Genomic DNA, 6,116 nt, shown 5'->3' with positions numbered 1-6,116 from the left:
GAGGGGGCGGGACCGCGCGGCGGAGCCCGGCCGCGTACCTCCCCATCGAGTGGCTTCGCGTTCCGCCTGATCGGCGCGATCCGGTGGAACGCGAAGCCACTCGACGTCAGCATGACCACCGGGCGAGGGCGGCGCCCAGCCGGCCCAGGAACACCTCCCACCCCTGCGGCGTCCAGACGTCGCGGTCCACTCGCAGCACCACCCAGCCCAGGGCGCGCAGCTCCTCGTCACGGCGCATGTCCCGCCGGTACTGGTCAGCATCCTCGAAGTGGTGGGCCCCCTCGTACTCGATGGCGACGCGCGCCTCGCGCCACACCAGGTCACGGGGCCCGTCCACCTCGTTGCGCCCGTCCGTCTGTCCGGGCCCAGGGGCACGCGCACGTTGAGCTCCGGCTCCGGCACTCCCGCCGCCACGAGCCGAAGCCGCAGGCGGGACTCCATCGGAGAGCCGGAGCCGGAGCGCGTGTGCTCGAGCGCCGCGAGGAGCCGCCGTTTCCCGCGCAGGTTCGCCCTCCCCTCGACGACGGCGCGCAGCCCGGTGAGGTCGGCGAGCGGGTGCGCCACGGGGAGGGCGGCCTCGCCGCGGGGGCTGTCAGGCCGGCGCAGCAGGGAGTCCCCGGCGATGGTCAGCTCCTCCACGCCGAGACCGCCCGCTGCCGCCCGCGCAGCCGAGTCACGTGGGCCTCCTGCGGACTTGCCGAAGGGAGCCAGATGCCCCACAGTGCGGCGGCGGTGGCGTGGGTGACGACGACGCTGCGATCCGCGCGGGCCACCGCGACCGCCAGCTCGGCCGGGGTCGGCTCCTCGCCGCGGCGTGCCCGCAGCCCGCGGCCGACGGCACGCAGGTCGGCGCGACGGCCACGACTACCCCGGACGCCCGCGAGCTCGGCGAGCGCGAGCGGGAAGACGGGGAGTCCAGGCCCTGGACGCGGGCACGGTCGGCGTCGGTCAGTGATCGGGGCATGTTCACCATGGAAGGCGGAGTTCCGTCGTCGTGCGGTGGCGGACTGCGTGGCCGGGGACGACGCGCCGAGTGCGGGGGTGCTGTGCAGGACGGGACGTGGGCGTGGCCGCCGTCGCCCCGGCGCGGCGCCGCGCATCGCGGGGGTCGACGGGCCGGGCGTCCGGGGCACCCCGGCCCGCCCCGGCCCGGCCGGCCCAGTCCACAGCCCACCCGGTTGCCGCCGGTGGTAGACTTGCCAGGATTCCCTGCGTGCCGCCAAGAGTGTGGACTGACGCGCGGGGGACGAGCACAGAACCTCCTGCCACGGAGAGACCGTGGCCGCAAGCCCAGAGGAGGTGGGTTCGCATGCGTGCTTATGAGCTGATGGTGCTGATCGACCCTGAGGTCGACGAGCGCACCGTGGAGCCGACCCTGAAGAAGTACCTCGAGGTCGTCACGAACGCCGGCGGCACCGTCGAGAAGATCGACGTGTGGGGTCGTCGCAAGACCGCCTACGAGATCCAGAAGAAGTCCGAGGCCATCTACGTGGTCGTCGACTTCACGGCCGAGCCGGCCGCCACCCAGGAGCTGGACCGCGTCCTGAACCTGAACGAGACCATCCTGCGCACCAAGATCATCCGCCCGGAGGAGCAGAAGATCTCCGCCGAGTGATCTTCCCCCGGGTCGGGACACCCCCGCCCGCACACCCCACCCCGCGAACACAGGAGTGACCATGGCCGGAGAGACCGTCATCACCGTGGTCGGCAACCTCACCGCCGACCCCGAGCTGCGCTTCACCCCGAACGGCGCCGCCGTCGCGAACTTCACCGTCGCGTCGACGCCCCGCACGTTCGACCGTCAGACCAACGAGTGGAAGGACGAGGAGGCCCTCTTCGTCCGCTGCTCGGTGTGGCGCGAGGCCGCTGAGAACGTGGCCGAGTCCCTGACCAAGGGCATGCGCGTCATCGTCCAGGGTCGTCTCAAGGCCAACTCCTACCAGGACCGCGAGGGCAACAAGCGCACGTCCTGGGAGCTCCAGGTGGACGAGGTGGGCCCCGCGCTCAAGTTCGCCACCGCCAAGGTCACGCGCTCGCAGCGCGGTGGCGGCGGCGGTGGGTTCGGCGGCGGCCAGCAGGGCGGCGGCTTCGGCGGCTCCCCGCAGGGCGGCGGCGGCTTCGGCGGCGGCCAGCAGCAGTCGGGCGGCTGGGGACAGCCCTCCGGCGGCGGCCAGTCGGCCCCGGCGCAGGACCCCTGGTCCGGCAACGGCGGCGGTGGATGGGACACCCCGTCCAACGGCGAGCCCCCGTTCTGATCGACCCCGGCTCCCCCGGAGCCGTCGTCCCGACCCGGGACACCCGCAGGACACCCGTCCGGGCGTTCGTCGCCCGGAGGCCCGCCCCGGCTGGCCACATCCCCGCACCGCGGCACCGCCGCGGCGCACCCTCGCGCCGAGCGCGGGGATCCCATCCCGCAGAACCGTTCTGCGGGCTCCCAACAAGAAGGAGCACCACGATGGCGAAGGCTGAACTCCGCAAGCCCAAACCGAAGTCCAACCCGCTCAAGGCGGCGAAGATCACCGAGATCGACTACAAGGACGTCGCTCTCCTGCGCAAGTTCATCTCGGACCGCGGGAAGATCCGCGCCCGTCGCGTGACCGGCGTGACCGTCCAGGAGCAGCGCAAGATCGCGCAGGCCATCAAGAACGCCCGCGAGGTCGCCCTGCTGCCGTACGCCGGCGCGGGCCGCGGCTGATCGAGCGAGCGAAGGAGAGGAATCCAAGATGGCAAAGCTCATCCTGACCCAGGAGGTCCCCGGCCTCGGCATCGACGGCGACGTCGTCGAGGTGAAGAACGGGTACGCCCGCAACTACCTGCTGCCCCGCGGTTTCGCGACCGTGTGGACGCAGGGCGGTGAGAAGCAGGTCGAGTCCCTGAAGGCCGCCCGCGCCGCGCGCGCCACGGCGAACCTCGAGGAGGCTCAGGCCCTGGCCGCCAAGCTGCAGTCCGCCACCGTGCGCATCGACCGCAAGGCCGGCGCCGAGGGCCGCCTGTTCGGCGCCGTCCAGGCCGCCGACGTGGCCGAGGCGATCGAGGCCGCCGGCCTGGGCTCCGTGTCCAAGCGCTCGGTGACCCTGCCGAGCCACATCAAGACCGTGGGCAACCACGAGGCCCAGGTCCGCCTGCACGACGAGGTCACCGCGACCGTCGCCCTGCAGGTCGTGGCCGCCAAGGGCTCCAAGAAGTGATCGTCCGCTTCTGAGCCGGCCCCCTCACCGGGGCCACGCCGACGCCGCCCCGTCCCCTCCGCGCGAGGGGGCGGGGCGGCGTCGTGCCCGGGGCCCGGGCCGTCCCCGCGGGATCGGGGCACAGTGGCAGGCATGTCCCCGGCCGCGCAGCCTCCCGCGCCCTCCGGCGCCCACCCCGCCTCGCAGCGGCTGTGGACGCGCCCCTTCGTGCTGGTGGGGGTCACGTACTTCTTCCTCGCGATGATCTTCTACTCGCTGATGACCGTGGTGTCCGGGGGCGCGCGTCGGGCGGGCCTTCCCTCCGCCGCCGTCGAGGGGGATGATGTTCTTACAAAAGTGAAGGACCGTTCCGAGGAGGTTCGACCATGTCCGAGCAGAAGACCACCACCCCCGACCTGGACCCGACCGGCCAGGCCATCGCCACGCAGACCCCGCTGGCCGAGCGCTATGACCACGTGATCGTGGGCGGCGGCATGGCCGCCGCAAAGGCCGTGGAGTCCATCCGCGAGCTCGCCCCCGAGGCGGGCGTCGCCGTCGTGAGCGCGGACACGGCCGCCCCGGTGTACCGGCCGGACCTGTCCAAGACCCTGTGGGCGGACGCGGACGCCCACGTGGAGGACTCCATCCTGGTCACCCCGGACTCGGAGGGCACGGCCCCGGGCGAGCGCACCGCGTACCGCCTGGGCGCCGAGGTCACGGCGATCGACCCGCAGGCCCACACGGTGACCGTGGACGGCCGGACGGTGGGCTACGGCTCGCTGCTGCTGGCCACCGGCGCGGAGCCCGTCGCCGCGGGGATCCCCCAGGGCGAGCGCGTGCACACCTACCGGACCGTGGCGGACTATCGGCGCCTCAAGGAGGCCTCCGGCCCGGGCACCACGGCCGTCGTGGTGGGCGGCGGGTACATCGGCACGGAGCTCGCCGCGGGCCTGACCATGGCGGGGACGGACGTCACCCTGGTGGTGCCGCACCGTCCGCTGCTGGCGCGCATGCTGCCCGCCGAGCTCTCCGCCGCGGTCGAGGCGACCTTCCAGGAGAAGGGCGTGCGGATCGTGGAGGGCCGCCTGGCCTCCGCCGCGGAGTCCGGCGACGCCGTCACCGCCCGCCTCGAGGACGGCACCGAGCTGCGCGCCGACCTGCTCGTGCTCGCCCTCGGCGTCCGCCCGCGCACCACGCTGGCTGAGGCCGCCGGCCTCGCGCTCGCGGACCAGGGCGTGCGGGTGGACGACCGCCTGCGCACCTCCGCCCCGGACGTCTACGTGGCCGGCGACATCGCCACGTTCCCGGACGCCCTCCTGGGCGAGCGCCGCGTGGAGCACGCGGACGCCGCCGAGACCCAGGGCGCCACGGCCGGCCGGAACATGGTGGGCGCGGACCAGGCGTACACGCACACCCCGTTCTTCTGGGCCGACCTCTTCGACTACGGCTACGAGGCCATCGGCGAGCTGGACACCCGGCACCGCACGGTGGTGGACCTGGCCACCGGGGAGGACGGCCGGCCCGACCCCTCCACCGCGGTGGTGTACTACGCGGACGAGGCCGGCCACGTCCGCGGCGTCCTGCTGTGGAACGTGTGGGACTCCGTGCCCCAGGCCCGGGCGCTCATCGAGCGGACCGCCCAGGAGCCGGTCGCGGACCTCGGCTCGCTGAAGGGCCGCATCCCGCTCGGCTGACCGGACCCCTCCCGCGCACGACGCCGGCCGCCCCCACCCGGAGGCGGCCGGCGTCGCGCGTCAGGGCGTGGCCGCCGGCGGCGCCTCGGCCCCGGGATCGCCCTCGGCGACCGAGGGGGCGGTGCGCCGGCCCGCGGACGGGGCCGGGAACGTGCCGGCGGGGCGGCCGTCCAGCTCCCCGATGTGCACGAGCGCGTCGCCGCGGTGCACCAGCGGGGCCTCGGTGCGGCCGAGGACCACGCCGGTGAGCTCGGCCTTCACGTCCGACCGGCGCCGCCCGAAGGAGTCGTAGAGCGCGCCGATCCGGTCGCCGGCCGTCACCTGCTCGCCCAGGGCGACGTCCAGGTGGACCAGGCCGTCCGCGCGGGCGCGCACCCAGCGGGAGTGCCACACCCGGTGCGGGGCGGCCAGGTCCCCGTCCACCACGTCCGCGTGCACGCCGCCGGTGTCCCTGCCGGTCGCGTCGAGCGCCTCGGGCACCTCCGTGGTGCGGTCTTCGGGGACCTCGCCGGGCAGCGGAGCCGGGGCGTCCACCGGGGTGGCCAGGCCCACGTCCTCGGCGGCCACCATGCCCAGGGCGGCCAGCACGCGCAGCACGCCCTCCACGCCGGGGGAGATCGCGTACTCGTCGAACCGCCAGGCCTCGCCGGCCTCGTAGAGGAGCACGCGGGCCCCGGTCTCCCGGGCGGCCGCGCGCAGGGAGCCGTCCCGCAGCCGGGCGTGGAAGAGGACGGGGGCGCCGAAGGACTCGGCGAGGGCGCGGGTGCGCGGGTCCTCGAGGTCGCAGCGGATCTGCGGGAGGTTCGAGCGCCGGTCCGCGCCGGTGTGCAGGTCGATCCCCACCTCGCAGCGCCTCACCACCTCGCTCATCATCAGGTGCGCGATCCGCGCGGCCAGCGAGCCCCGCGCCGCGCCGGGGAAGGACCGGTTGAGGTCCCGGCGGTCCGGGAGGTAGCGGTCCCCGGTCATCACGCCGAGCACGTTGACGATGGGCAGGGCCAGCAGTGTGCCCCGCATCCGGGAGGGCTTCAGCCGCTCCAGCACGCGGCGGACGATCTCGATGCCCGCCACCTCGTCCCCGTGGACGGCCGCGGAGACCCAGACCGTGGGGCCGTCCTCGCGCCCGTGCAGCACGTGCACGGGCAGGGTGACCTCCGCGCCCGTGACCAGCCGGGAGACGGGCAGGGAGACCTCGTGGCGGCGGCCGGGGCGGACCTCCACGCCCGCCAGCTCGAAGGGCGCGCGGGAGGCACGA

At 74.6% G+C, this 6,116-nt stretch carries 7 protein-coding genes; 5 read left to right on the top strand and 2 right to left on the bottom strand.

Annotated elements, in window-relative coordinates; all coding sequences use genetic code 11:
- Window positions 1–106 precede the first annotated feature (106 nt).
- Window positions 107–337, bottom strand: coding sequence for a DUF559 domain-containing protein (locus MHY29_RS04240; protein WP_224355987.1), 231 nt, complete (start codon window positions 335–337; stop codon window positions 107–109).
- Between the two features lie 972 nt (window positions 338–1,309).
- On the opposite strand from MHY29_RS04240, the gene rpsF reads away from it, so the two are divergent.
- The 5 genes from rpsF to MHY29_RS04215 all read left to right on the top strand — a co-directional run bounded on the left by rpsF (window position 1,310) and on the right by MHY29_RS04215 (window position 4,861).
- Window positions 1,310–1,615 carry a 30S ribosomal protein S6 gene (gene rpsF, locus MHY29_RS04235; RefSeq protein ID WP_224355988.1) on the top strand — a complete coding sequence of 102 codons (306 nt, stop codon included), beginning with the start codon at window positions 1,310–1,312 and terminating at the stop codon, window positions 1,613–1,615.
- 61 nt (window positions 1,616–1,676) lie between these two features.
- Window positions 1,677–2,255 carry a single-stranded DNA-binding protein gene (locus tag MHY29_RS04230; protein WP_239238349.1) on the top strand — a complete coding sequence of 193 codons (579 nt, stop codon included), beginning with the start codon at window positions 1,677–1,679 and terminating at the stop codon, window positions 2,253–2,255.
- A 200-nt stretch (window positions 2,256–2,455) separates the two neighbouring features.
- A complete protein-coding gene (rpsR, locus tag MHY29_RS04225) occupies window positions 2,456–2,695 on the top strand; it encodes a 30S ribosomal protein S18 (RefSeq protein ID WP_224355990.1) in 240 nt (79 codons plus the stop codon).
- Between the two features lie 28 nt (window positions 2,696–2,723).
- A complete protein-coding gene (gene rplI, locus MHY29_RS04220; RefSeq protein WP_239238347.1) occupies window positions 2,724–3,188 on the top strand; it encodes a 50S ribosomal protein L9 in 465 nt (154 codons plus the stop codon).
- A 365-nt stretch (window positions 3,189–3,553) separates the two neighbouring features.
- Window positions 3,554–4,861, top strand: a complete 1,308-nt coding sequence (locus MHY29_RS04215) for an NAD(P)/FAD-dependent oxidoreductase (RefSeq protein ID WP_239238343.1) — start codon at window positions 3,554–3,556, stop codon at window positions 4,859–4,861.
- A 60-nt stretch (window positions 4,862–4,921) separates the two neighbouring features.
- On the opposite strand, the gene MHY29_RS04210 is transcribed toward MHY29_RS04215, so the two are convergent.
- The gene (locus MHY29_RS04210) at window positions 4,922–6,091 is read right to left on the bottom strand and encodes a succinylglutamate desuccinylase/aspartoacylase family protein (protein WP_239238353.1); all 1,170 of its coding nucleotides are present in this window, start codon (window positions 6,089–6,091) and stop codon (window positions 4,922–4,924) included.
- Between the last annotated feature and the right edge of the window lie 25 nt (window positions 6,092–6,116).

Origin of the sequence: Micrococcus sp. ACRRV, assembly GCF_022346985.1 — a bacterium.
Taxonomy (GTDB): domain Bacteria; phylum Actinomycetota; class Actinomycetes; order Actinomycetales; family Micrococcaceae; genus Micrococcus; species Micrococcus porci.
The sequence above is the reverse complement of the archived record's forward strand: the minus strand, read 5'-3'. Positions and strand labels throughout refer to the sequence as shown.